Below are 23,528 nucleotides of genomic sequence, written 5' to 3'. Positions count from 1 at the left end.
GCGTCGGGCGGGGCGGTGGCACCGGGCCGGGGCGGAGCGCTGCTGGTCGTCGGGGACGTCGTCACCGACATCGTCGCGCGGCACCGGGGGCCGCTCGCGGCCGGTACCGACACGGCCGCCGTGATCCGGACCCTGCCCGGCGGGGCGGGCGCCAACGTGGCCTGCTGGGCCGCCCACACCGGCTGTGCGGAGGTACGGCTGGTGGGGCGGGTCGGCGCCGACGCGGCGAAGTGGCACGAGCGGGAGCTGGTCGCCGCCGGGGTGCGGCCGCGGCTCGTGGTGGATCCGGAGGCCGCGACGGGGACGGTGGTCTGCCTGGTCGACAACGGCGCATCGGCCGAGCGCACGTTCCTCACGGACAGCGGAGCGTCCTTGCGGCTGGAACCCGCGGACTGGTCGGACGCGCTGCTCGACGGGGTCGCCCGGCTGCACCTCTCGGGTTATCTGCTGTTCTCCGAGCCGAGCCGGGCGCTGGTGTCGGTGGCCCTGGCGTCGGCACGCGCGCGTGGCGTGCCGGTGAGTCTGGATCCGGCGTCGGCCGGGTTCCTGGCGGCGCTGGGCGTGGACCGCTTCCTGGCGCTCGTGGAGGACGTGGACGTGCTGCTGCCGAGCCGGGACGAGGCGTGTCTGCTGACGGGGCTGCCGGATCCGGCGGACGCGGCGGCCGAGTTGAGCCGCCAGGTGCCCTTGGTGGTGGCCAAGTCGGGGGCGGACGGCGCGCTGGTCGCCAGGGCGGGCAGCGTCCTGGCGCGGGTCCCGGCCGCACCGGCGACGCCCCGGGACACCACGGGCGCCGGTGACGCCTTCACCGGGGCGTTCCTCGCCGCGCTGGTCGCCGGCGCGGATCCCGAGGATGCGGCGGCGCGGGGCTGCCGGGCGGGCGCGCGGGCAGTGGAACGCGTGGGCGCCAGACCGCCCGCCCGCGACTGAGCCGGCACCGCGACCGGACTCGGCACGACGGCGTCCTGCACGGCAGGGTTACGCCTTGCGGCCCCACGCGGAGATCATCGGGGCCGTGGCGAGGTCCATGCTGCCCGCCTCCACGTTGGCCAGGTGCTGGTCGATGTCCTCGTCGGTGGCCAGCCCCGCCGTGACGAGCCGGCCGCGGATCTGCCGGACAGTGGCGGACTCCAGTGCGGTGCAGGCGGGCGAGGCGACGGGGAAGTAGGCGTCGGCCTCCACGTCGAGCAGCCCGGCCTCGCGGAGCAGCCGCGGAAGCTTGCGCCCGTACGACAGGTCGGCGCCGCGTTCGGCGAGGAGCTTGCGGAAGCCCTGGCGCAGGCGGTTGGCGAGCTGCTGCTCGGGGCCGTACTCGTAGGGGCAGGTGAGGGGCTGGAGGGCCGGGTCCGCGTCCTCGATGAGCAGTCGTCCGCCCGGGCGGAGGGACTTGATCATGGAACGCAACGCCCGTTCCCGGTCCGGTACATGGACCAGGACGAGCCGGGCGTGCACCAGGTCGAAGCCCTCCCCCGGCGGCTCCTCGGCGCCGACGTCGTGGGTGCGGACCTCGACCGGCGCGTGGGCGACCCCGGCGAACAGCGAGGTGTCGATGTCGGTGGCGACGACCTGTCCGGTCGGGCCGACCTTCTCGGCCAGCCAGGACACCACTGAAGTGCCGCCGGCCCCGACCTCCCAGCACCGCCCGCCCGGTCCGAGACCGAGTGCCTCGACGTGCCGGAAGGTGGTGGGGTCGAAGAGGGCGGCGAAGGCGTCGAAGCGCTGCCCGGCCTCGCTCTGGCGGTTGTCGAGGAGATATCCGTCGGCTTGTGTCATGAAGTGATGATCCCAGTTGCCCGGCTTGTCCGGGACGGTCGACGCTCCGGTTCGGCGGGGGTGCGACTGCCGGGCGCGGGGAATCCGTTGCCGAACTGCGGGAAGAGGCACCGAGAAGCCGGTTGTCCACAGACGGGAACCAACCGGAATGCCCGCCTTCCACAGGCTTACCCGCGTCTCGCACCGGACTGGCAGACTTGCCCGGCAAGGCGCGGAAGCGTTGTGCGAGGGGATCCATGCAAGGAGATCCGGATGACGATGGCAGGGAATCTGCGGAAGGTCACGGGACTGGGCAGGGCCGGCGGCCTGCGCAAGGTGGCGCGGCTGGCCCGGCGGCGGCCCCGCGTCGACCTGAACCATCATGCGCGGTCCCCACTGGGCTCCTCGGTGGTCAACTGTGTGACGTACGAGGACGGGGTGCGGGTCCCGGAGTGCAGCGACCTCTTCTCCGCCGTGGAGCGGGTGCGCAAGAAGGGCGAGGGGTTCGTGTGGCTGGGACTGCACGAGCCGACGGACAGCGAGTTCGCGGGCATCGCCGAGCTGTTCGACCTGCACCCGCTGGCCGCGGAGGACGCCGTCGAGGCCCATCAGCGTCCGAAGGTGGAGCGTTACGGCGAGACGCTCTTCGCGGTGTTCAAGACGGTCTGCTACGTCGAGCACGAGAAGCTGACGGCGACCAGCGAGGTGGTGAACACCGGCGAGATCATGGTGTTCGTCGGCGAGGACTTCGTGATCACGGTACGGCACGGCCGGCACGGCTCGCTGGGGCCGCTGCGCGAGGAGTTGGAGGCCACGCCGAGCCAGCTCGCCAAGGGTCCGGCGGCGGTGCTGCACGCGATCGCGGACCATGTGGTCGACGACTACCTGAACGTCACGGACGCGGTGCAGGCCGACATCGACCAGGTCGAGGCGGACGTGTTCGCGGAGAACGGCGCTCGGGCCGATCCTGGGCGGATCTACCAGATGAAGCGTGAACTCCTGGAACTGAAGCGGGCGGTGGTGCCGCTCGGCAGGCCGATGGAGGAGCTGACCGCCCGTCCGGTGCGGGTGATCCCCCCGGAGATACAGACCTACTTCAGGGACGTACTCGACCATCTGATGCGAGCCAAGGAGCAGATCGCGTCCTTCGACGAACTGCTCAACTCCATCCTCCAGGCGCATCTGGCGCAGGTGACGGTGGCTCAGAACGAGGACATGCGGAAGATCACGGCCTGGGCCGCGGTGATCGCCGTGCCGACGATGGTGTGCGGGGTGTACGGCATGAACTTCAAGTACATGCCGGAACTGCACTGGCGGTTCGGCTACCCGATCGTCATCGGCGTCATATCCGTGGCGTGCCTGGTGCTGTACCGGGGATTCCGGCGCAACGGCTGGCTCTGAGGCACCGGGATCCCCGAGGCCGGCCGCGGATCTCGGCCGAGTGATAGGGGTTGGCCAGGTCGAAGACCGTGAGGCCGACGCGGGGGTCACGGCGGAGGTTGCGCACCTTCTGACGGCTGTCGACGGAGGAGAACAGCACGGTGTCGCCCTCCCGTTGGATCCAGACCACCGAGTTCCGCGGGGCGCCGCCGGGGCCCGGGGTGGCGACACTGGCGAAGTTCCTGCCGTCCAGGAGGGCGCGGACGGAGCTGTCGAAAGTGACGCGAGTGTTCGAAGAGGTCGTCATGGGGCCAGGCCAGTTGTATGCGCGCACATAAATGCGGATTTCTGGATCTCCCCACGAGAAGCGGCTTCTCGGGGCCGGCCGCGGCCGTTCAGCCGTTCCACGCCGGATGCCGCGGATCGTCGGCGCGGACCAGGACGTCGGCCGTGTCGGCGGGGTCGGTCTCGGCCGCGTAACGCTCGAAGGCGGGGAGGGTCCAGTGGTCGGTCTCGGGGGTCCGGCGGCGCAGGGCGCCGGGAGACAACAAAAGGTGGACGGTCAGGTCGAACGGGAACCAGTGCCGCAGCAGGAGCGGCCCGTGCAGCAGCAGGAGGCCTCCGGACGGGAGTTGGACATAGGGGCTCCGGGTGGCTCGGTCGGTGGCCGGGTCCCACAGGTCGGGCAGGACCCGCCCGGTCCCGCCGGGGTCGAGGGGGCCGAAGACCTCCCGCCACAGCGCGTTGGTGTCGAACCAGCCGCCGTAGTACGACTCCGCGTCCCGGTGGCCGTGCTCCAAACGCAGCGAGGCGGGGCGCAGAAAGCCCTCGGTGCCCACGACCAGCGACGGCCGGCCCCGTACCCGCAGCGCCTCCGCGACGCCTTCCGCGAGGTCCCCGGGCCGGGCGGCCGGGGCACCGTCGAAGGCGACACGCGGCCAGGCGCCCCCGTCGGCGGGCTTCAGTTCGGCCAGCCGGTCGGCGAGGCGCTCCGCGAGCCGGTCCCAGGTGATCGCTTCGAGTCGCACGGGATCATGATGCCGGGTCGACCGCTCGGGCACGCCCGGGTGGTTCCGGTGCCGGGCCACGGCGACGGCCGGTGTGACGGGCCGCGAGCAGAGCGGGGAGATGGGTCTCGCTCCAGCTGCGGGCGGCGTCGAGAAGGGGGACCAGGGTGCGGCCGAGAGGGGTGAGGGCGTATTCGACGCGAGGCGGGTTCTCGTCGTACGCGGTGCGGGTCACCAGGCCGTCGCGTTCCAACGCACGCAGGGTCTCGCTGAGGACCTTGGGGGTGATCGATCCGAGCGGGACGCGGAGTTCGCCGAACCGGCGCGGCCCGCCCTCCAGACAGCGGATCACCATGCCCGACCACTTCTCACCGACCCGGAAGGGCATCGCGGAGGACGGGCAGACCGGGTCGAACATCTCCGGGTCGAGAGGTGCGGGCGGGCCGCCGTTCGTCGTGTCGGTCATCGGCCGAGGGTAGCGCCGATACCGTTGCGGTAACCGGGGTCCCGGCCCCTAACGTCCAGGTCAGGTCACGAACAGCCGTGACCTCGAAGGAGGTTGGGCATGGGTGGGATCGTGGTTCTCGGCGCCGGCGGCCGGGCCGGGCGGGCGGTGACGGCGGAGGCGCGCGGGCGCGGGCACGAAGTGACGGCCGTGGTGCGGGATCCGGCGCGGTACCCGGACCTCGCGACGACGGGTGTGACCGTCGTACGGGGTGATGTCACGGATGCGGAGTCGGTGGCGCGCGCGGCCGGCGGGCGGGGCGCGGCCGTGCACGCGGTGTCTCCGTTCAGCGGTCCGGAGCAGGGGTTCGAGTCGCTCGATCCGGAGTTCTTCGTGAAGGCCGCGGACGCGCTGCTCGACGGGCTCGCCGTCGCCGGGGTGAACCGGCTCGTCGCCGTCGGGCTGGGTGCGAATCTGCTCGGAGCCGACGGGCGGCCCGTGATGGACGATCCGGCGGTGTTTCCGGTGGAGATCCGGCCGTTCGCGCCGGCGCACACGGCGGGGCTGGCCCGCCTCAGGGAGCGGGGCGAAGGGGTCGTCGACTGGGTGATGCTCACACCGGCAGGATTCCTGGACCACGGCGGGGAAAGCACCGGACGGTACCGGGTGGGCGGGGAGCGGGTGCCCGGGGGTCAGCCCCGGCTGTCGTACGCGGATCTCGCCGTGGCCGTGGTCGACGAGATCGAGAGGCCGGTGCGGCACCGTGAGCGGGTGTCGGTGTTCAGCTTCCGGTAGGGGGCGTGGAGCACGTGGGATCAGTCCGGGGAACGGGGAAGGTACCCCATATGACGCGCCTCGCAACTCCCCCTCATCACGGTGGACTTCTGGTCGTGCAACCTCTCCGGCACAAGCGGTGTGCGGCGTGCCGACGGGGGCCGTTGTCGTTGCTGGTGCTGGAGGACGGGGCGCCGCGGTGTCTGGAGTGCGCGGATCTCGGGCATCTGGTGTTCCTGCGGCGTGGCGACACGGCCCTGACCCGGCGCTCCCGGGAGGAGAGCACGCTGTCGGCGGTGGTGGTGCGGTTCAACCGGCGCAGGAGCCGGTACGAGCGGCAGGGCGTCCTGGTCGAGGAGGCCGCGCTGGGCCGGGCCGAGGCGCGGTGTCTGGCGGACGCGGAGGCACGGCGGCGGCGCCGGGCGCGGGACGCGAGGCGGCGGGCGGCACAGGACGTGCGGTTCACGGAGGCGTTCGCGGCGGAGATCCTCCGGCTGTTCCCGGGCTGCCCGGTGGAGCGGGCCCGGGCGATAGCAGCACACGCGTCGGTGCGGGGCAGCGGGCGAGTGGGGCGGACCGCGGCCGGGCGGGCGCTGTCGGAGGGGGCGGTGGTCTCGGCGGTGGTGGCGGGGGTACGGCACGTGGACACGCCGTACGACCAGCTGCTGATGAGCGGGGTGCCGCGGTACGAGGCGCGGCGGCGGATCGCGGGGACGGTGCAGGCGGTGCTGCGGGGGTGGGAGGCCGGTGTGGAGGTCCGCTTGACCGGGTGACGCCGGGCAGGGGTACGGCGGCGCCCCGCGGCTTGCCGGTGGAGCGGTGGTGAGGGGGTGTTTTTGGACGGATGCGTATGTGGACGCGCTTCACAGCCATGGGATGGGGGGAGTCGTGGGCATTGACTTGGGTGGCGGAGGTGTCCAGGGCGAGAGTGGGTGTGGTGGCTGTGATCGACGGGCCGTATTTCGTACTGGTCCTGCTGGGGGTGCTGGGGACCGGGCTGGTCGCGGGCGTGTTCTGCGGGTTCTCGGCCTTTGTGATGCGTGGGCTGGCCTCGTTGCCCCCGGCGCAGGGGGTCGCGGCCATGAACGCGATCAACCGGGCCGCTCTGACGCCGGCGTTCATGCTGGTGTTCGCCGGGTCGGCGGTGCTGTGCGCGATCATCGCGGTGGTGACGTTCGTGCTGTGGCCGGACGACGGGACGGTGGAGCTGCTGCTGGGCAGCGCGCTGTATCTGTTCGGTTCGTTCGGGCTGACGGTGGTGGCGAACGTGCCCCGGAACGAGGCGCTGGCCAGGCTGGAGCCGGGCACCGCGGAGGCGGCCTCCTACTGGCAGGTGTACCTGCGTGAGTGGACGCTGTGGAACCACGTGCGCACCCTCGCGTCGGCCGCGGCGGCGCTCGTGTACGTGCTGGCCCTGTCCTGAGGGAGACGTGGGAGAAAACTTGCGGCCGACTGGCTTCCGGCTGACCCGATCCTGAGGAAGACCTCGCAGAAAGCGCCGTCAGCCACTCTGCGGGCGTGACCGAGCGGACGTATCGTGGCCGAAAGAGTGCCGCCCGATGACGCACGGCCCGTGGTGGACGCACGCGAGGAAGACGACCATGGCCGATCCCAAGGGTTTCATGACCACGCCGCGCGAGGAGTGGCCCCGGCGGCCGGTCGAGGAGCGGGTCCGGGACTGGGACGAGGTGTACGTCCCCGGGGCGCTGTTGCCCATCATCAGCAAGCAGGCGGACCGCTGCATGGACTGCGGAGTGCCGTTCTGTCACGACGCGTGTCCGCTGGGCAACCTGATCCCCGAGTGGAACGACCTGGTGTCGAGGGAGGACTGGCGGGCGGCGAGCGACCGGCTGCACGCGACGAACAACTTCCCCGAGTTCACCGGGCGCTTGTGTCCGGCGCCCTGCGAGGCGGGATGTGTGCTCGCGATCAATCAGCCGGCCGTGACGATCAAGAACGTCGAGTGCGCGATCGCCGACCGGGCCTGGGCGGACGGGTTCGCGTCGCCGCGGCCGCCGGAGCGGCTCTCCGGACGGACCGTGGCCGTGATCGGGTCGGGGCCGACCGGCCTCGCGGCGGCACAGCAGCTGACCCGGGCCGGTCACACGGTCGCCGTGTACGAGAAGGACGACCGGCTCGGCGGGCTGCTGCGGTACGGCATCCCCGAGTTCAAGATGGAGAAACTCCACCTCGAACGGCGGCTCGGGCAGATGGGTGCCGAGGGGACGAAGTTCCGTACGTCGACGGTGGTCGGGCGGGACGTGGGCGCGGCGGAGCTGCGGGCCCGGTACGACGCGGTGGTGCTCGCGACCGGGGCGACGGCGTGGCGGGAACTTCCGGTGCCGGGCCGGGAGTTGGAAGGTATACACCAGGCGATGGAGTATCTGCCGCTGGCCAACCGGGTGTGCCAGGGGGATCTGTCCGAGTCGCCGATGTCGGCGGTGGGCAAGCATGTGGTGATCGTGGGCGGGGGTGACACGGGGGCGGACTGTCTGGGGACGGCGGTGCGGGAGCGGGCCGCTTCGGTGACCCAGCTGGACATCTACGCACAGCCGGGTACGGAGCGGGACGAGGACGCCGAGCCGTGGCCGACGTATCCGAAGCTCTACCGGCTGTCGGCGGCGCACGAGGAGGCACGGGACCTGGAGACGGCACCCGCGGCGGATGCGGACGCGCGGTTGTTCGCGGCGTCGACGCTTCACTTCGAGGGCGACGAGAACGGTCATGTGCAGTCGCTGCATCTGGTGGAGGTGGATGCGGCACGGCAGCCGGTGCCGGGGACCGAGCGGATGCTGCCGGCCGACATGGTGCTGCTCGCGCTCGGTTTCTCCGGGCCCGACCGGGAGGACGGGCTCATCGACCAGCTGGGGGTGGTGACGGAGCCACGCGGGACGATCGCGCGGGACGCGGAGTTCACCACGAACGTGCCTGGTGTGTTCGCCGCGGGGGACGCGGCGCGCGGACAGTCACTGATCGTGTGGGCGATCGCGGAGGGGCGGGCGGTGGCGGCCGCCGTCGACCGCTATCTGACGGGAAGCTCGCAGCTGCCGGCACCGATATCGCCGTACGACCGGCCGATGACCGTGTAGACGAGAGGAGACGGAGGCTGCGGCAGCCTCCGTCGCCCGTGGCGATGTCCGCGCGTCCGAAGCCCTGCGGCTTCCGCCCCGTCGCGCAGCCCTACGGCTTCCGTCCCACCGCTCCGTATCCCGGGATCACCCCGTCGTCCTGCCCGGGAACGGGGTCGCCGAGTTCGGGATGCCACAGGTGGGGTACCTCGACGCCCGGCTCGACGAGTTCGAGGCCGTCGTAGAAGCGGCTGAACTCCTCCCGGGAGCGCAGCGCCGGCGTGACCCCGGCCGCCTTGAGTTTCGCGGTGGCCGCCGCCGACTCCCGCAGGGTGAAGTCGGCGGTGGCGTGGGTCATCATCAGGTAGCTGCCGGCCAGCCTGGGGGTCCCCCAGGCGTTCAGCTCTGGGGGAGGGTGGCGCGGTGCATGAAGGCGCGGTTGACCCGCGCCATCACCGGCACCCGGGGATCGAGGGCCAGCATCTGCCGGCCCTCCCCCACTGCCTTAAGGGCGTGGGCGGTACCCCCACTCGTCGACGGGGTAGTTGTCCTTGCCCCCGAGATACCAGTCGTACATCCGCGCGGGATGCGGCCTGCCGGTGTCGATCGCGACGGCGGTGGGGTCCTGCCCGGTCATGAGGCACTCCATAAGAGTCTGACGCGGTCAATGATCAATTTAGTGCCAAGAAAACGAAGTTGAACAAGGATGGGTTGAACAAGGATGAAGAGCAGGTTCAGGAGAGCAGGAAGTCGGCCTCCCCCGCCTTGGCGCCTTCGATGAATGCCGTCATCTCGTCCGTGGTGTAGATCAGCGCCGGTCCGTCCGGGTCGGTCGACTGGCGGACCGCGATCCGGCCGTCGGCCAGCTTCATCGCCTCCAGGCAGTTGCCTCCGTTCCCGCCGCTCCACGGCTTGTGCCAGCCCTCGCTGCCCAGGTCCCGGGCGGGCATGCCGTTGTAGATCCGCTCGGTGCGGTTCCGCGGCCCGGACTGGGGCTTGATGCGATCCATTCACAGCTCCTTGCGGAGATCCCGGAGGATCTCCTTCGTGCGTTGTGCCGTAGCGGCCTGCGCCGCCATGCGGTCCATGACCTCGAGGTGGGTCGCCACCTCGGTGCGCGCGTCCAGGTAGACGGCGCCGGTCAGGTACTCGCTGTAGACCATGTCCGGCAGTTCGGGCATGGCGAATCGGAACAGCACGAAGGGCCCGTACGTCCCCGGGTGCGGCCCGCTCGAGAACGGGGCGACCTGAAGCGTCACATTGGGCAGCTTCGTGACCTCTAGCAGTCGGTCGATCTGCGCGCGCATCACCTCCGGACCCCCGACCGGGCGGCGCAGGGCGGTCTCGTCCATCACGGCCCAGAACCGGGGGGCGTCGGTACGGGTGAGCAGATCCTGGCGCTGCATGCGCAGCGCGACATGGCCCTCGATGTCCTCCGGCTGGGTCTGGCCGACGGCGCCCGACTTCAGCACTCCCCGCGCGTAGTCCTCGGTCTGCATCAGTCCGGGGACGAAGTGCGGCTCGTAGGACCGGATCAGGCTCGCCGCGCCCTCCAGGCTGACGTACATGGAGAACCAGCTCGGAAGGATGTCGTGGAACCGCTGCCACCAGCCCGGCTTGTTGGCCTCCTCGGCGAGCCGGACGAAGAGGTCGGCCTCGTCATCGGTCACCCCGTAGGCCTTCAGGAGCAGTTGGAGGTACGGGATCTTGAGCGCGACCTCGGCCATCTCCATGCGGCGGACGGTGGCGGTCGCCACGCGGAGTACACGGGCGGCCTCCTCGCGCTTGAGCCCGGCGCGTTCCCGCAGGTCGAGGAGGCGCCGGCCAAGCACCACCTGTCCCACCGTCGGCGCGGACCGCGGCTCGCTCACGCTCCACCTCCACGAAGTTCCCTGACCGGGCAGCCACTTGGGCTCACCGGCGTCACGGCCGTCCGCAGCCACGCGCACCTACAGGTGTCACCCGGCATGCTGACAGGCCAGCGGCGCCATTCGAAGACTCATTCGAAAATCTGACGGAACGACCGGAACGACCAGGACGCCCGAACCGCCCGAAACGACCGGATCGGCTTGGTCGGCCGGGTCGTTCACCGTCGGTCACGTCGTGTCGCATGGGCCGAATCGGTCCGCCGGATCCTCACTGATCCCAACTGGCGCCGCTCGACATGCTGTTGCGAGCAGTGTGCCACGGCCCTTCACCGCGTCACACAGCACTCTGCATTTTTCAGAGTGACACTTGCCAAGTGTTCACGGCGGGGCGATAGTGGCAAGCGTGATTCCGTCCGCGCCCTTAGGAACAGACGCCGCCGCAGACCGTGTCGGTCTCGGCGCTGCCACGGGAGTCGCCCCTGGTGGGGGCGCTGCCGAGCGCCGGTTCCGGTTCGAGCTGGCCGCTCATCCGGGTTCCCCCGCCCAGGCGAGACGCCTGACGCGTGCCCGGCTGACCGGCTGGTCGGTCTGCGCGGACACCTGTGACACCGCCGAGCTCGTCATATCCGAGTTGGTCACCAACGCGATCGTGCACACCGCGAGCAGTCGCGTCGTGTGCGAGTTGCACGACCACGACGACACGGTGCGCATAGCCGTGCACGACGAAGGCTGCTCTCCCGACGAGCCCCATCCGTCCCCGCAGCGGCCGGAGGAGGAGCACGGGAGGGGATTGATCCTCGTCGACGCGCTGTGCCAGGCCTGGGGGGCCCAGGAGCACGGGCCCGGACTGCTGGTCTGGGCCGAGTTGCCGCGCCAGACCGACGCGGCGCGGGACACCGCCGAACCCCGTAACGACCTCGGCTGGGGCGCCCGCCCCGATCCGGGCACGTCACGCGGCTCGTCCCGCGGTCCCGCGGGTGATCCGTCGCGCAGCCCCGTGCACCGCCCCTCCCCGGGTTCCGGCGAGGAGGGGCAGCCGAAGGCGCTGGGGTCGGTGCCCCGGCGGAGGACGGCATGAGCGGCGCCCCCGGTTTCGGCCGGTCGCTGGGTCTCGACACCCTGGTCCGTCTGAAGCGGGGCGGCCGACGGCCGGTGACAGGCGGTGACACCCGGCAGCTGCCGATGCCCGAGGGCATGACGGCACCGCTGGGCTGCGACGCCGTGGCCGTGCCGGCCGGCCTCGGGCCGCTGGTGGTGCCCCGGCTGCCGCGGGTGGGATGCGTGTACGCCGATAGCACGCACTGGTGGTGGATCGTCCCGGCGGACTCCGACTACGCCCTCACCTGGCCCGCCCCGGTCCACTACAGCCCGGGTGCCCCGCTCCCAGGCACCGCCCGGCTGATCCACCGCCCTGCGGGCACGGTGCCGTACACCCCGCCGATACCGCTGTACCTCGCCCTGTGCCGGGTGACGGGGACGACACCGGAGTGGTCCCGCCCCCTCAACGCGTGACCGCTGCGCGGCTCGACCGACAACGGCCCGACCGGCAGTGCAACGACCGACAATGGCTCGCCCTGCGGTGCCACGACCGGCAGCAGCACGACTGACATCGGTTCCACCTACAGGGACACGCCCCCACACACGGGGGCACGCCCCCACACACACAGCGGCACGCACGACGACGGCAGGCCCCACAGCCGCCAGCGGCCCAACTGCCAGCGGCACGACCGGCAACCGCACAAGCCCGGCAGCAGGAGATCGCCCCAGCCGTTCGAACGGTGAATCGACTCAGCCCCTTCTCGGCCCGCACCCCCGGCGCACTCCCCCGCACCCCGCGATCCCCGTCACGCGCCCTGCCCGGCGGCCGCTCGGCCCGCGATAGTGGCCGTTCGTCGACGGCCCTGGGGAGGATCGCGGTGAGGAAGAGGCGGGACACGGTGGCGCCCGAGGTGTCCGAGTCGGAGCGCCTGCTGTTCGGAGGTCCGCTGCGCTACGACATGGGCTGGAACCAGCACGGGGACGCCTTCCTGGAGCTGGACTTCCGCGCCATGGTGACCCGCCTGCCCGGCATGCTCGCGTCCAGTCTGCGGCTGGCGCGGCAGGCCGACGCCGGGGCCGCGCGGACCGTGCTGGCCGCACAGCTGGGCGTCGGAATGGCCCAGGCCGTGAGCCTGCTGGCCGTGAACAGCGTGCTGGGGCGCCTGATCGGCGGCGGCACCATCGAGCAGCGGCTGCGCGGTGCCGCCCCCGCCCTGGTGATCATGGCCGCGGTCCTGCTGGTCGCCGCCCTGCTGCGTGCCGCCTCGACGTACGCCACGGGCCGTCTCGAACCCAAGGTCGAGCGGGTGGCGACCGAGATGTACCTGGAGCGGGCGGCGGCCGTCGAACTCGCCGCGATCGAGGACCACGCCTTCCACAAGCTGCTGGACACCGCGCAGTACGGCGCCTCCTCCGCCAGGCGCATGATCAGTTACGGCACCCGTGTGGTGAACGCGATGATCTCGCTGATCGCGGCGGCCGGAGTGCTGACCGTGCTGCACCCGGCCCTGCTCCCGCTGCTGATCACGATGACGATCCCGAGCGCCTGGGGCGCCCTGACCAACGCCCGGCGCCGCTACGAGTCGTTCCACACCTGGATCCAGCACGCCCGCGCCGGCCATCTGATCAGTGCTCTGCTCACCGAGCCGGAGGCGGCGCCGGAAATCCGGGTGCACGGGGTCGGCCCCTTCCTGCTGCGGCACTTCCGGGCCATGTCGGAGACGGCGGAGGCGGAGCAGGCCCGGCTGGCCCGGCTCGCCGCCCGCACCGGCCTGATCGCGGCGGTCTGGACCGGCCTCGCGACCGTCGCCACGTATGCCACGCTGGGCGCGCTGCTGCTGGGCGGGGCGATGGCCCTGTCGGTGGCCGGTACGGCGGTGATCGCGATCCGCACCGGTTCGGCGAGCCTCGACACCCTTGTGCTGGAGATCAACACGCTGCACGAGGAGGCACTGTTCGTCGGCGATCTGGAACGGCTGTACGTCGAGGCGGCCGAACGGGCGATCCCGGTCGGCGGCGACCCGCTGCCCGAGGAGCCGCGGGAGATCCGCTTCGAGAACGTCACCTTCACCTATCCGGGTGACAGCACCCGCCCCGCCCTGGACGATGTGACCCTCGCGCTCCCCCTCGGCCGGATCATCGCCCTGGTCGGCGAGAACGGCTCCGGCAAGACCACCCTGGTCAAGCTGCTGGCCGGGCTGTACCAGCCGGACCGGGGCCGCATCCTGTGGGACGGTGTCGACGCGGCGAAGGCCGACCGCCACCGGCTCGCCGAGCGCATCGCGATGGTCGCCCAGGACTTCAAGCGCTGGCCGTTCACCGCCAAGGTGAACGTGGCCGTCGGCCGCTCGTCGGCGCCGCTCACCGAGGACCGGCTGGCCACCTCGGTCACGGAGGCGGGCGCGGAGGAGGTGGTCGAGGATCTGCCGCACGGCCTGGACACCCTGCTGGCCCGCAACTTCAGCGGCGGGCACGAGCTGTCCGGCGGTCAGTGGCAGCGCCTGGGCATCGCGCGGGCCGCCTACCGACGTGGCCGCATCCTGATCGTGGACGAGCCGACGGCCGCCCTGGACGCCCGGGCCGAGCTGGAGGTCTTCGAGAAGATCCGCGCCCTGGCGGGCAGCGGGCAGACCGTCGTGCTGATCACCCACCGGCTGGCGTCGGTCCGCCATGCCGATCTGGTGCATGTCCTCGACCAGGGCCGGGTGGTGGAGTCGGGGACCCCCGACGAACTGCTGGCGAGCGGCGGGGTCTACGCGGAGCTGTACGCGCTCCAGGCGGACCAGTTCACGACGAAGCTCCCGGCCCGCAAGGCGGGTTAGCCTCCGGCCCCGGCCCCGGCCCCGGCCTCGCGAGGCGGGTCAGCTCCCGGCCGCGTCCCCGCGCACGATCACCAGAAAGGTGTCGGTCGTCAGGTCCATCACGACTTCGGCCGGCAGCCCTTCCAGCCGCCGGGCCCGCGCGAACTCCTCCGCAGGCCATGATCCTCGCGGTCCGCCTGCGGGAAAGCGCTCGAGCACGGTTCGCCCGTTCACCATCCTGCACCTCCAGAAATGCGTCGTACTCGTAGGAGTTAACGCTCTGGAGAACGTGAATGGCTCGCCCGGTGACGGTACTGAGACATAGCCGACACACCACCGGCGCGGAGGGTGAGGGTCCGTTGACTTTCGGCCATGTCCGTGACGGTCCGTGGCGGTCCGCGTCAGTCGTCGTACTCGTCGTGATACCGCACCCGGTCGCCGCTCTCCGGCATCCGTCCCAGCGCCGTCAGGTCGAGAAGCGAGGTGGTCGAACCGAGTCCGTCGAGTCCGCGGCCGTGGGCGGAGTAGGTGTGGAACACCCGGTCGTGCTCCCGCAGGAAGCAGCTGATCCCCGCCCGTTCGACCGGTTCGTCGTCCACCAGCAGGGTCGCCTCGAAGTCACGGTTGAAGTCGCTCTGATACGACGAGTACCAGGGCAGCGTCCAGCCCATCCGCGCCTTGAACGGCAGGATCCTGGTGTACGGCGCCCGGGAGACCACCGCGAACGACGTGCCGCGCGCCCGTAGATGGGCGAGGTGGCCGATCTGGTCCAGGAAGGCGGAGCAGCCGGGACAGCCGGCCTCCCACTCCGGGGCGAACATGAAGTGGTGGACGATCAGTTGGGCCCGCCCGTCGAACAGGTCGAGCAGGGTCGCCTTGCCGTCGCCGCCCTCGAAGACGTACTCGGGGTCCACCGCCACCATCGGCAGTCCGCGCCGCTCGGCGCCCAGCGCGTCCCGCGCGCGTGTGAGCGCGTCCTCCTTGAGCTGCAACTCCTCGCGCGCGGCACGCCACCGCTCACGCGAGACGATCTCCGGAAGCGACATGGGCCCTCCTGCACGACGGTCGGTTCCGGGTGCTGACCGCCGCAGGCGAGCGAACTCATCGGTGCGGCCGGAGATTCTTTCCGCTCCGCCGGTCTCAGGCCGCGACCGGCATCCGCGGCACCACGACCCCGAGCCGCTGCCCGCCGTGTTCCAACTCGGCGGCCAGCTCCCCGAGCTGCCGGGTGTGCTGTGCGGTGAGCCGCCCCGTCTCGTCGAGGTGCACGGCGCACGCGGTGGTGGTGTCGACGAGCCGTTCGAGTACGGCGGCCACCGCGTCCGTGCCCTCGGTGTGCCGGGCGAGGGCGGGGAGTTCGGCTTCGGCGAGGGCGATGGCGGTGCGGGCCTCGGCGAGGGTGCGGTAGGCCTCGCGGCGCAGCGCCCAGCGCTCGCCGCGGTCGTCGGACTCGCTCAGTACATGGGCGAGGTAGGCGTGTGCGGCCCGCCCGGCCGTCGCGAGCCGGGCGCGTACCCCGCCGCCCCGTCTGCCCGGCATCGGCAGATGGCCGACGATCAGCACGAGCGCGCAGGCCAGCAGCGTCTCGCCGATCCGGCTGACCGAGGCCTGCGGTTCGCCGCCGACCATGACCAGGGCGAGCACGAGGACGGTGACGACGGCGGTCTGGGCGGCGAAGTGCCGGGTGGACACCGGGACCAGGGCACCGCAGACGGCCACCAGGGCGATGAGCCCTTCGGGCCGGGGCAGCACGGCGGCGAAGCCCGCGAAGACAAGGGCGCCGAGCACCGTCCCCGCGGCCCGGCACAGCACGCGTGAGGCGAGCGGTCCGAGGTCGGGCTTGACGAGGAAGACGGCGGTGGCGGGCAGCCAGTACCAGTGCTGGTGCTGACCGTACCAGCGGGCGTGGTGCAAGGCCTGGGCGATGGCGGCGCTGGCGCCGAAGCAGACGGCGACCCGCAGCCCGTACTCCCGTCCGCCGCTGCCGAGTGCCGCCCGCAGGATCTCCTTCGGGCCGCGACGCCGGGCGGGCGGCCGCTGCTCCCCGCCCTCGGCCCGGTCGAAGGCCTCGGCGGCGCGGAGCAGAGCGTCGTCCAGCGCACGCAGCGCGGGCGCCGACCGGGACGGCGCGGGCAGCGGCCCGGTGCCGCCGTTGTCCCGTACGGCGACGGCCAGCCGCCGGGGCCCCTCGGCCGCCCGCGCGGACATCGGCTCTCCGGCCCAGGCGAGGGCGGTGGCCGCCTCGGCGAGGGGCAGCGCGGCGGCGTACTGCGTGTGCAGCCGGCGCTCGGCGGCGGAGCTGGCGTACCGCCGCAGCCGGGGCCCGGTGAGGGCGTCCTGGGCGTGGTCGAGGGCGGCGGTGAGGGCGGCCCGCCTGCCACCGGCCGCCTCGCTCCCCACGGCGTCGAGGAGGTCGGCGACGGCGTCGTACACGGCGGCGACGGCGGCCCGCTCCCCGTCGAAGCGGTAGTCGCCGGCGATGGCGCCCGGGGTGGGCAGGGCGAGCCGCAGCACCAGCAGCCATCCGGCGCCGGCGAGGAAGGCGAGCGCCCGCTGCCAGCCCGCCTCGGCGACCGGCATCCCGGCGCCGATGGCCGCGGCGACCAGTAGCTGCGTCCCGGCCCCGGAGGCGACGGGCCCGACGGCACTCATTCCGCCGGCGACCAGGCCGAGCCCGGCGAGCAGCAGGGTCAGCGGTACGGCGGCGAGGTGCGCTCCGCCGTACGTCCCGGCGAGCAGCCCGATCGCCCCGGCCGCCGCGGGCACCCCGAGCCGCCGCACGGCGCCCCGCCGGCTGCCCGGCCGGTCGTTGATCCCGGCGAGCATGGCGGCGATGGTGGCGACGACACCGAGGGAGGTGCGGTGCAGCAGGACCGCGGTGAGCAGCAACGGCCCGGCGGCCAGCGCCCCTCGCGTCACCGCGCTCCAGGGCACGGGCCCGCGCTGGGCGCGCAGGGCGTGGGCGAGCCAGGGCGGCAGGGCGATACGACGGGACACAGGGCTCCTGTCCGGACGAGGGCGGGGTGTGCCTTCGGGCGACGGTGGCCGGGCTGTTGGCTGTGCTGTCCCTACGGTAGATCGCGTTCCGGTACGAAAAGGCGCGTCCGCATTTCGCGTATGTGACAAGTGGGCCGAAGCGCCGAGTTCTTTATGAACGCAATTCCGGGAACGCGAGCGGGCCCGAGGGCGTAGCCTGCCCCCGGGCCCCGGAATGCCGCCCATCTTCACACGCCGGCACGCTTGAGAACCCGGGTCAGTCGTGAGGTCGCCGCGTCCTTCCTTTGGACCACCACGCATCGAGCTGCGCGGGCAGGACTTGAACCTGCATTTCGACGTGCTGGGGCCCGGGCCCGGTCGATCCGGCGATCGGCGGCGAATGCTGAGTCTGGAGCGAGAGTCTGAGATTCAACGCGGTCCGCCCCGTGTTCTGTGGGGTACGACCGCTCGTCACGACAAGCCTCAGCTTCAGCTTGCGCTCCTCGCGCACCCCGGCCTCAACGGGCCGGGGAGTATGGGAGGTTACCCGAAGAGGTAACCGAACACGGCGTCCCCGACCCGCTGGTCGACGACGTCGGAGCCGTTCGCCTCCTCGCGGGCGAACTTGACGGCCTGCTGCAACTTCTCGACCCGGTCGAGAAGTTCGTTCACGCGCCGCGCGGGCAGGGCCCCCGAGAACTTCACGGTGGTCCAGTACCCCACCGGAACATCCTCGTAGTACACCTCGACCTGAGCCGGATGCTTCTCCGTGGCCTCGGCCTTCACATGGTTCCGGGGCACCTTCTTGGTCCGCAGGGTCCGCACCGGCTCGGTCTTCCAGGCGTCGGTGGACGGATCCTGCACCCACGACTCGGAGGCGTCGAGCACGGGCAGCTTGCGCACGAACGTATTGAGATCGACGAGCTGCTTCTCCAGGAACAGCAGATAGGTCACGGGCACATCGGAGACCAGTACCCGCCCGTCCACCTTCACATCGGCCCTGGCCTCGCAATTGGCCCAGTCCTTGGTGGCGGTCACATCGAAGAGCCGCGTCAGCGTGGCCGAGGTCTCCCGCAGCACGCCCTCGGCCTGCACCTGAACCCGCGTGGACTCGGGCGGCAGTTGCTCGCCCTCCTCGTCCTTCGGCTGATACGTCCGCGAGATTCCGGCCAGCAACGCGGGCTTCTGCAACCCGTGATGAGCAGCCGTCAGGTCCTGATGAGCCTTGGACTTGATGCCCTTCTCGACCGCGATGATCTGATTGAGTTTCGCCACGTGAAGGACGGTAGCAGCGGCAAGTACGGGATTCCCAAGTATTTTCGAGCACCCGAAACCGGTCCCTGCGAAGCCGAAAGGAAACTCCATTCGGAAGACGAGTGTGGTAACTGGCGCGAGACGCCCGACCACAGGTCCCGGTACAGCAACCAGAGCCCCTGACGCAGTCCGGCGTCAGAGCCGTCGAGATCGGCCCGGACGGCCCGGCACCGTCGGGAACTTCAGCGTGTGCGCTCCCTGTTGTTCGCCGCGACGCGCTCGCCGGCTGAATAATTCTGATGCGGCGGCGATTCGTCTCTCGGATGATCGGAAGGTTCTCCGTCGTCCGTCCGAGGAGCCATCGTGATCCGTCGTGTCAGCGTCCCCGCCCTCTTCCCGCCGCCGACCTACTCGCACGCCTCCGTCGTCGAGGCCGGTACGAGACTCGCGTTCCTCGCCGGGGCCGTCCCGCTCGACGCCGCCGGGCAGTTGGTCGGTGCGGGGGACCCGGTGCGGCAGGCCGAGCAGGTGCTGGCGAATCTCGGAGAGCAGTTGCGGGCAGTGGGCTCCGGCCTGGGGCATGTGGTGGCGACCGATGTGTATGTCGTCAGCAGTGAGACCGCGGTGCTCTCCGCCGTCTGGGAGGTCGTCGAGGCGTCCGGGCTCAGTGCCGGGCCGCATTCTTCGACGCTCGTCGGCGTGGCCTGCCTGGGTTACAGCGGGCAGCTGGTGGAGATCACGGCCACGGCCGTCGTACCCGACGAGGGGACGCGGGCGTGACCGCCGAGGTCGTGCTGCGCCGGGCCGCCGGTCCGGACGCCGATGCCGTCGCGGACGTCTGGCTGCGGTCGTACAGTGCCGCCCTGCCGGGCGTGGTCCGGGCGCACTCCGACGACGAGGTGCGCGCCTACTTCCGGGACGTCGTGGTACCGGAGCGGGAGACCTGGCTCGCGGAGGCGGGCGGCCGGGTGGTGGGGGTGATGGTGCTCGGGGGGGGATGTGCTGTCCCAGTTGTATCTGGACCCCGGGTGGCGGGGGCGGGGTGTCGGGGACCAGTTCGTCGCGGTGGCGAAACGGCGCTCCCCGCAGGGGCTCACCCTCTGGACCTTCCAGGTCAACAAGCCCGCCCACCGGTTCTACGAGCGGCACGGCTTCGTCGCCGTCGAATACACGGACGGGAGCGGGAACGAGGAGCGGGAGCCGGATGTGCGGTACGTCTGGCAGCCATGAGCCGGCGGCGACATGCCGGTCCAGGCAGTTGTACGCCGCGGTGGCGTTGACCGGCCCGGAGGGCTGGTGGGAAGCGCCGCTCCTCGTGCAGCAGGTTGGAGATGTCTCACCGCCGGTGTCGGTCAGGCGTGGGCCCCGAACGGCCCGTGGTGGCCGCGGTGGGGTCGCAGGTGCTCACCGATGTTCGGGAAGACCGGCAGGACGGCACGGTGCTAGGTGGAGTTGGTGACGCCCGCGAACGACGCGGACCAGGCGCACACGGCCGTGACCAGGCCGGGCCGGCCACCGACCCTGACGGTGCCGGGCGACTGCGCGAACTCGCCGACGCACAGCACGATGAACGTGGCCGACAGGGTGGCGAGCACGGCCAGCAGGGCTCCGGTGGTACGGGTCGCGGCGACGGTCATATAGACCGTGAAGATCGCGAACGCCAGCAGGAACAGTCCGGTCGCCTGGTGCGCGGTGGCGGCCGGGAGGCTGCCCGCGACGAACTTCGCGTAGGCGGCGTACGCCAGCCAGAAGGCGCCGTACGACCCGAAGGCCGTGGCTCCGAAGGTGTTGCCCTTCCGGAACTCCCACATGGCCGCGAGCGTTTGGGCCAGGCCGCCCTAGAAGAGGGCGATCGGGAGGACGACGGCGGCCAGGCTCTTGTCGGTGATCAGGCCGGCGTTGAAGACGCTGAGGACGAAGGTGTCGTCGCGAAGGCGGCGAGGCCGAGCGGGCCGGGGTCCGCGACCGTCCGGTTTCGGTGGTAGGGGTGCTCATTTACCTCCCCCCCTCCCCCTGTGACATGGATCACAAGAACGTGAGATCATTTCAGGCACCACCGAGGACACGGCGGCGCCGCGCGTCCCACGTGATCCGTGTTCCCGAAGTCGTCGTCCCTATGCGCCGCCCGCACCCCATATCCGCCGCTTCGCCAGCGGTTTCCCGTAGCTTCCCGCCCGGCTGGTCGTGAGCCCCAGCGTCACCAGCGACTCGGCGAGCTTCACCGCCGCGCCGACCCCGTCGACCACCGGAACCCCGAGCTTCTTCCCCACCACCCGCTGCAACCCGGTCATACCGGCGCAGCCCAGGACCAGGACCTCGGCGCCGGCGTCGCGGACCCGTTCGGCCGCCGCCAGGAACGCGGCCTCGGTGCGCCCGGGGTCGCCCGCGAGGTCGAGGACGCCCAGTCCGGTGCCGGCGACGGCGACGCAGTTGCGGGCCACCCCGGCGGTCTCCAGGCTGTCCTCGATCTGCCCGCGCGACCGCTCCAGCGTGGTGACGACGCCGTAGCGGCGGCCCAGCAGGCAGGCGAGATGCGCGGCGGCCTCGGTGATGTCCACGACCGGCACGTCCACCAGCTCCCGGACGCCCTCCCGCCCGTGCTCGCCGAAACCCGCCATGACCACGGCGTCGTACGGCGGACCCTGGTACGTCCGCAGCGCGTCCAGGACGGCGGCCGCCGACAGGTAGCTGTCGAGCCAGCCCTCCGCCGACTCGGGCCCCCAGCCCGGGGTCAGTCCGGTCACGGCGGTGCCCGGGCCTGCGGCGGCCCGGGCACCTCGTACGATCTCCTCGGTCATCTCCTGCGTGGTGTTGCAGTTGGTGACGACGATCCGCACGTCCGTCAGACCTCCTCGGTCACGGGGGTTCGATCGCGACGGCACAGCGCCAGGTACAGGCCAGCGGCCAGCGCCGTGCCGATGAACCAGGAGTACGGCGCCACATCGCTGAACGTCTTCACCAGCGCGAGCACGCCCGCAACCGCCGCCGAGGGCAGGAACGCCCACAGCGCCTTGGGGTTGACGCCCTTGCGGTAGTAGTACGGGGAGCCGGGCGCCGCGTCGAAGAGCTGCTGCACATCGACCTTGCCGCGCTTGATCGCGTAGTAGTCGACCATGATCACACCGAACAGCGGTCCCAGGAAGGCGCCGAGGCCGCCGAGGAAGTAGTTGACGACGGTGGGGTTGGAGAAGAGGTTCCAGGGGGTGACGACCAGCGCGGCAACCGTGCTGATCATGCCGCCGACCCTGAAGCTGATCTTCTGCGGCCAGACGTTGGCCAGGTCGTACGCCGGTGAGACGAAGTTGGCGACGATGTTGACGCCCATGGTGGCGACCGCGAAGGTCAGGGCGGCCACGACCAGGACCCAGGTGTTGCCGACCTTGGCGACCAGTTCGGCCGGGTCGGTGATGGCCTCGCCGAAGACCTCCAGCGAGCCCGCCGTGACGATCACGGAGACGACCACGAAGGCCGTGGAGTTGACGGGCAGGCCCCAGAAGTTGCCGCGGCGGACGGTGCGGTAGTCCGGTGCGAAGCGCGAGAAGTCGCAGAAGTTGAGCATCAGCGTGCCGTAGGTGGCGAGGATCAGGCCGATCGCGCCGAACCACTGCCGCCACTGCTCTCCGGTGGAGACCGGGTGCGGGGTGGAGGTGAGCGAGATGGTCCAGTGGGCCTTGGCGAGGATCCAGACGGCGAGGGCGATCATCACCAGCCAGATCGCCGGGCCGCAGAAGTCCTGGAACCTGCGGATCGTCTCCATGCCCCGGCTGATGATCGCCGCCTGGATCAGCCAGAGCGAGACGAAGGAGATCCAGCCCAGTGTGTCCAGGCCCAGGAAGGAGCTCTCGGTGAGCGACTTCAGGCCGGGCCAGGCCGCCAGCAGCATCACGTTGACGGCCACGGACGCCAGATAGGTCTGGATGCCGTACCACATGATGGCGATCACGGCTCTGATCAGCGCGGGGATGTTGGCGCCCCAGACGCCGAAGCTGATCCGGCTGACCACGGGGAACGGCACGCCGTGGCGCTGGCCGATCCTGCCCATCCAGTTCATGCCGATGTAGATCAGCACGAAGCCGGCGAGGAGGGAGGTGAAGACCTGCCAGACGTTCATGCCGAGGACCAGCAGGCCGGCGGCGAACGTGTAGTTGCCGAGGTTGTGGACGTCGGACATCCACATGGCGAAGAGGTCGAAGACCTTCCAGTTCCGCTGCTCGGCGGGGGCGAGGTCGTCGTTGGTGAGCCGGGGGTCGGGGACGAACGCGGGTGCGCCGGTGGCTTCGGCGCGGTCGGCCAGGGACACGGGGCCTCCAGGGACTACGGGGGCGGGGAGGGAGAAGGACGGCTGCCGGGTGCTGCCGTCGGATGCCGGATGCCGGATTCTGCGCGCGTTTGGTATACCAAACTGCGGTCATAGTGCTCCCGTCAAGCGTTCCGACCGATGTCCGTCCCGTTACGGCTCCGTAAAAGCCCCCTCGGGTCGGCGAAAATGGCCTCATGGGCTCCCCCACGACGAAGATCGAACCCCTGGGCGCGGTGCGCGAGCGCGTCCTCGCGACCCTGCGGCAGGACATCATCGAGGGGCGGCTGGCCCCGGGCGACCGGCTGGTCGAGCGCGAACTGGCCGAGCGCTTCGGGGTGTCCCGGGTGCCGGTCCGGGAGGCGATCCGGGCCCTGGTCGCCGAGGGTTTCGTGCTCTTCGAGTCGGCCCGCCGTACGGTCGTGCGCCGGTTGACCCCCACCGACGTCAAGGAACTCTTCGAGCTGCGCGAGGCGTTGGAGGTGTACGCGGCCGGGCTGGCGGCGGCGCGGGCGACGCCCGAGGCACTGGCCGAACTGCGGGAACTGCTCGACCTGGCGGCGACGGCGACGGCGGTGGACGACGCCGAGGCGATCACCGACATCAACACCCGCTTCCACGACCGGATCCTCGCCCTGGCCGGCAACAGCCTGCTCATCTCGGTGATGGAACCGGTCGACGGCCGGCTCCGCTGGCTCACCCGGCGCAACGAGGAGTGGCCCCAGCTCCTCGCAGAACACCGCGAGCTGTACGACGCGATCGCCTCCGGCGACCCGGACCGAGCCCGCGCCCGCGCGCTCGGCCACGTCCAGGCCAACTACCGGTCGACGGTGCGGCATCTCTTCGGCGAGGACGCCGATGGCTAGCC

General features: G+C 71.4%; 24 protein-coding genes and 2 pseudogenes. 12 read left to right on the top strand and 14 right to left on the bottom strand.

The window, feature by feature from the left end:
* Positions 1 to 15: 15 nt before the first annotated feature.
* Positions 16 to 930, top strand: a complete 915-nt coding sequence (locus tag ACIRR9_RS10245; protein WP_403749726.1) for a carbohydrate kinase family protein — start codon at positions 16 to 18, stop codon at positions 928 to 930.
* Between the two features lie 48 nt (positions 931 to 978).
* Here the strand turns inward: ACIRR9_RS10245 and ACIRR9_RS10240 are convergent, their stop codons facing one another.
* Complete coding sequence (locus ACIRR9_RS10240; protein WP_403749531.1) at positions 979 to 1,773, bottom strand: methyltransferase domain-containing protein; 795 nt, start codon at positions 1,771 to 1,773, stop codon at positions 979 to 981.
* 252 nt (positions 1,774 to 2,025) lie between these two features.
* Between ACIRR9_RS10240 and corA the strand changes: the two genes are divergently transcribed.
* Positions 2,026 to 3,153 (top strand): magnesium/cobalt transporter CorA, encoded by a 1,128-nt coding sequence (corA, locus tag ACIRR9_RS10235; protein ID WP_365350952.1) that lies wholly within the window; start codon positions 2,026 to 2,028, stop codon positions 3,151 to 3,153.
* Here corA and ACIRR9_RS10230 read toward each other — a convergent pair.
* The 3 genes from ACIRR9_RS10230 to ACIRR9_RS10220 form a co-directional block, all read right to left on the bottom strand.
* Complete coding sequence (locus ACIRR9_RS10230) at positions 3,095 to 3,439, bottom strand: TIGR03618 family F420-dependent PPOX class oxidoreductase (protein WP_403749528.1); 345 nt, start codon at positions 3,437 to 3,439, stop codon at positions 3,095 to 3,097. The two genes, corA and ACIRR9_RS10230, sit on opposite strands and share 59 nt — an antisense overlap.
* Positions 3,440 to 3,527: 88 nt before the next feature.
* A complete protein-coding gene (locus ACIRR9_RS10225) occupies positions 3,528 to 4,160 on the bottom strand; it encodes a uridine kinase (RefSeq protein WP_403749525.1) in 633 nt (210 codons plus the stop codon).
* A 4-nt stretch (positions 4,161 to 4,164) separates the two neighbouring features.
* The gene (locus ACIRR9_RS10220; RefSeq protein ID WP_403749523.1) at positions 4,165 to 4,605 is read right to left on the bottom strand and encodes a winged helix-turn-helix transcriptional regulator; all 441 of its coding nucleotides are present in this window, start codon (positions 4,603 to 4,605) and stop codon (positions 4,165 to 4,167) included.
* Positions 4,606 to 4,704: 99 nt separating this feature from the next.
* On the opposite strand from ACIRR9_RS10220, the gene ACIRR9_RS10215 reads away from it, so the two are divergent.
* The 4 genes from ACIRR9_RS10215 (at position 4,705) to ACIRR9_RS10200 (ending at position 8,447) form a co-directional block, all read left to right on the top strand.
* Positions 4,705 to 5,379, top strand: a complete 675-nt coding sequence (locus tag ACIRR9_RS10215; RefSeq protein ID WP_403749519.1) for an NAD(P)-dependent oxidoreductase — start codon at positions 4,705 to 4,707, stop codon at positions 5,377 to 5,379.
* Positions 5,380 to 5,429: 50 nt separating this feature from the next.
* On the top strand, positions 5,430 to 6,131 hold the full coding sequence (locus ACIRR9_RS10210) for a DUF2293 domain-containing protein (RefSeq protein WP_403749517.1): 702 nt from the start codon (positions 5,430 to 5,432) through the stop codon (positions 6,129 to 6,131).
* 170 nt (positions 6,132 to 6,301) lie between these two features.
* On the top strand, positions 6,302 to 6,781 hold the full coding sequence (locus ACIRR9_RS10205) for a DUF1772 domain-containing protein (RefSeq protein WP_403749723.1): 480 nt from the start codon (positions 6,302 to 6,304) through the stop codon (positions 6,779 to 6,781).
* A gap of 178 nt (positions 6,782 to 6,959) precedes the next feature.
* Positions 6,960 to 8,447, top strand: a complete 1,488-nt coding sequence (locus ACIRR9_RS10200) for a glutamate synthase subunit beta (RefSeq protein WP_403749514.1) — start codon at positions 6,960 to 6,962, stop codon at positions 8,445 to 8,447.
* Positions 8,448 to 8,538: 91 nt separating this feature from the next.
* Here ACIRR9_RS10200 and ACIRR9_RS10195 read toward each other — a convergent pair.
* The 3 genes and pseudogenes from ACIRR9_RS10195 to ACIRR9_RS10185 form a co-directional block, all read right to left on the bottom strand.
* Positions 8,539 to 9,063, bottom strand: a pseudogene (locus ACIRR9_RS10195) (SAM-dependent methyltransferase).
* Positions 9,064 to 9,160: 97 nt separating this feature from the next.
* On the bottom strand, positions 9,161 to 9,436 hold the full coding sequence (locus tag ACIRR9_RS10190; protein ID WP_123978005.1) for a DUF397 domain-containing protein: 276 nt from the start codon (positions 9,434 to 9,436) through the stop codon (positions 9,161 to 9,163).
* Complete coding sequence (locus tag ACIRR9_RS10185) at positions 9,437 to 10,297, bottom strand: helix-turn-helix domain-containing protein (protein ID WP_403749510.1); 861 nt, start codon at positions 10,295 to 10,297, stop codon at positions 9,437 to 9,439.
* Positions 10,298 to 10,688: 391 nt separating this feature from the next.
* Between ACIRR9_RS10185 and ACIRR9_RS10180 the strand changes: the two genes are divergently transcribed.
* The 3 genes from ACIRR9_RS10180 (at position 10,689) to ACIRR9_RS10170 (ending at position 14,154) form a co-directional block, all read left to right on the top strand.
* Positions 10,689 to 11,372: an ATP-binding protein gene (locus ACIRR9_RS10180; protein WP_365350945.1), complete on the top strand. Its 684-nt coding sequence runs from the start codon at positions 10,689 to 10,691 to the stop codon at positions 11,370 to 11,372.
* Complete coding sequence (locus tag ACIRR9_RS10175; protein ID WP_403749508.1) at positions 11,369 to 11,806, top strand: hypothetical protein; 438 nt, start codon at positions 11,369 to 11,371, stop codon at positions 11,804 to 11,806. The genes ACIRR9_RS10180 and ACIRR9_RS10175 overlap by 4 nt, the downstream gene beginning before the upstream one ends.
* 485 nt (positions 11,807 to 12,291) lie before the next feature.
* Positions 12,292 to 14,154: an ABC transporter ATP-binding protein gene (locus tag ACIRR9_RS10170; protein WP_403749720.1), complete on the top strand. Its 1,863-nt coding sequence runs from the start codon at positions 12,292 to 12,294 to the stop codon at positions 14,152 to 14,154.
* Positions 14,155 to 14,193: 39 nt separating this feature from the next.
* Here ACIRR9_RS10170 and ACIRR9_RS10165 read toward each other — a convergent pair whose 3' ends face one another.
* From ACIRR9_RS10165 to ACIRR9_RS10150, 4 genes are all read right to left on the bottom strand, one after another.
* Positions 14,194 to 14,370: a hypothetical protein gene (locus tag ACIRR9_RS10165; protein WP_365350943.1), complete on the bottom strand. Its 177-nt coding sequence runs from the start codon at positions 14,368 to 14,370 to the stop codon at positions 14,194 to 14,196.
* A 164-nt stretch (positions 14,371 to 14,534) separates the two neighbouring features.
* Complete coding sequence (locus ACIRR9_RS10160; RefSeq protein WP_403749505.1) at positions 14,535 to 15,179, bottom strand: DUF899 domain-containing protein; 645 nt, start codon at positions 15,177 to 15,179, stop codon at positions 14,535 to 14,537.
* A 94-nt stretch (positions 15,180 to 15,273) separates the two neighbouring features.
* The gene (locus ACIRR9_RS10155; protein ID WP_403749503.1) at positions 15,274 to 17,130 is read right to left on the bottom strand and encodes an FUSC family protein; all 1,857 of its coding nucleotides are present in this window, start codon (positions 17,128 to 17,130) and stop codon (positions 15,274 to 15,276) included.
* Positions 17,131 to 17,652: 522 nt separating this feature from the next.
* Positions 17,653 to 18,384 carry a hypothetical protein gene (locus ACIRR9_RS10150; RefSeq protein ID WP_403749502.1) on the bottom strand — a complete coding sequence of 244 codons (732 nt, stop codon included), beginning with the start codon at positions 18,382 to 18,384 and terminating at the stop codon, positions 17,653 to 17,655.
* 342 nt (positions 18,385 to 18,726) lie between these two features.
* On the opposite strand from ACIRR9_RS10150, the gene ACIRR9_RS10145 reads away from it, so the two are divergent.
* Both ACIRR9_RS10145 and ACIRR9_RS10140 read left to right on the top strand, forming a co-directional pair.
* Positions 18,727 to 19,143, top strand: a complete 417-nt coding sequence (locus ACIRR9_RS10145; RefSeq protein ID WP_403749500.1) for a RidA family protein — start codon at positions 18,727 to 18,729, stop codon at positions 19,141 to 19,143.
* Positions 19,140 to 19,593, top strand: a pseudogene (locus ACIRR9_RS10140) (GNAT family N-acetyltransferase). Before ACIRR9_RS10145 ends, ACIRR9_RS10140 begins: the two are co-directional and overlap by 4 nt.
* A gap of 212 nt (positions 19,594 to 19,805) precedes the next feature.
* Here the strand turns inward: ACIRR9_RS10140 and ACIRR9_RS10135 are convergent.
* The 3 genes from ACIRR9_RS10135 to ACIRR9_RS10125 all read right to left on the bottom strand — a co-directional run bounded on the left by ACIRR9_RS10135 (position 19,806) and on the right by ACIRR9_RS10125 (position 22,663).
* Complete coding sequence (locus tag ACIRR9_RS10135; RefSeq protein ID WP_403749498.1) at positions 19,806 to 20,174, bottom strand: acetate uptake transporter; 369 nt, start codon at positions 20,172 to 20,174, stop codon at positions 19,806 to 19,808.
* 303 nt (positions 20,175 to 20,477) lie between these two features.
* A complete protein-coding gene (locus ACIRR9_RS10130) occupies positions 20,478 to 21,200 on the bottom strand; it encodes an aspartate/glutamate racemase family protein (protein WP_403749496.1) in 723 nt (240 codons plus the stop codon).
* Between the two features lie 5 nt (positions 21,201 to 21,205).
* Positions 21,206 to 22,663: an NCS1 family nucleobase:cation symporter-1 gene (locus ACIRR9_RS10125; protein ID WP_403749494.1), complete on the bottom strand. Its 1,458-nt coding sequence runs from the start codon at positions 22,661 to 22,663 to the stop codon at positions 21,206 to 21,208.
* A gap of 194 nt (positions 22,664 to 22,857) precedes the next feature.
* Between ACIRR9_RS10125 and ACIRR9_RS10120 the strand changes: the two genes are divergently transcribed.
* A complete protein-coding gene (locus tag ACIRR9_RS10120) occupies positions 22,858 to 23,526 on the top strand; it encodes a GntR family transcriptional regulator (protein WP_365353122.1) in 669 nt (222 codons plus the stop codon).
* Positions 23,527 to 23,528: the final 2 nt, after the last annotated feature.

The organism is Streptomyces sp. NPDC101234 (genome assembly GCF_044767525.1).
GTDB lineage: Bacteria > Actinomycetota > Actinomycetes > Streptomycetales > Streptomycetaceae > Streptomyces > Streptomyces sasae.
The sequence above is the reverse complement of the archived record's forward strand: the minus strand, read 5'-3'. Positions and strand labels throughout refer to the sequence as shown.